The sequence below is a fragment of the Oleiphilus sp. HI0086 genome, assembly GCF_001635225.1.
This window is the reverse complement of the sequence record NZ_LWFZ01000270.1, coordinates 1-746: the sequence shown is the minus strand read 5'-3', so window position 1 is coordinate 746 and position 746 is coordinate 1. Positions and strand designations below refer to the sequence as shown.

Annotated in this window: 1 protein-coding gene and 1 pseudogene; both read left to right on the top strand. The window is 45.2% G+C overall.

All coding sequences use genetic code 11. The features are described 5' to 3' along the window. Positions 1-325 (top strand): annotated as a pseudogene (locus A3756_RS03475) (N-(5'-phosphoribosyl)anthranilate isomerase); the annotation flags it as partial. Continuing rightward, positions 300-746 (top strand): pyridoxal-phosphate dependent enzyme (locus tag A3756_RS03470; protein WP_231875475.1); only part of this gene is annotated, 447 nt, incomplete at its 3' end. The pseudogene A3756_RS03475 and the gene A3756_RS03470, both read left to right, overlap by 26 nt.

The following is a 746-nucleotide window of genomic DNA, read 5'->3' as shown; positions in this document are numbered from 1 at the left end:
TGTTCAGTGCGAGCAAGATATTCTAGAGGCCGATAAACATTACTCTAGTGCCTTAGGCTTATTGCTAGATACTTATAAAAAAGGTGTTCCTGGTGGAACAGGAGAGGCCTTTGAATGGTCAATTATTCCAAAAAATACCACTAAACCACTTATTCTTGCCGGGGGCTTAAACGCCTCGAATGTGCGCGCTGCTGTTAAACAGGTGCGCCCCTATTCGGTAGATGTAAGTGGCGGTGTAGAATTACGTAAGGGTGTGAAAGACCACTCTAAAGTTTCAAGTTTTGTAGATGAGGTGTCGAGTGCCAGCGAATACACGAATTACTGAAGAATTGTTAGCTCAACTTCCTGATAATAAAGGGCATTTTGGCCCTTATGGTGGTCGATTTGTTTCAGAGACTTTGATGTCATCGCTTGAAGACCTTGAGAAGAAATACCTTTCTCTCAAAGATGACCCTGAGTTCTGTAAAGAGTTTGATAAGGATATGGCTGACTATGTGGGTCGGCCTTCACCGCTTTATTTTGCCGAACGTCTGACTAGAGAAGTGGGCGGTGCAAAGATCTACCTTAAGCGAGAGGACCTTAATCATACCGGCGCGCACAAAGTAAATAATACCATCGGTCAGGCACTATTAGCTAAGTACTTAGGTAAGCCAAGAGTGATTGCTGAGACAGGTGCAGGTCAGCACGGTGTTGCTTCTGCGACCGTTGCAGCTCGTTTGGGCCTCGAATGTAAGGTCTTTATGGGC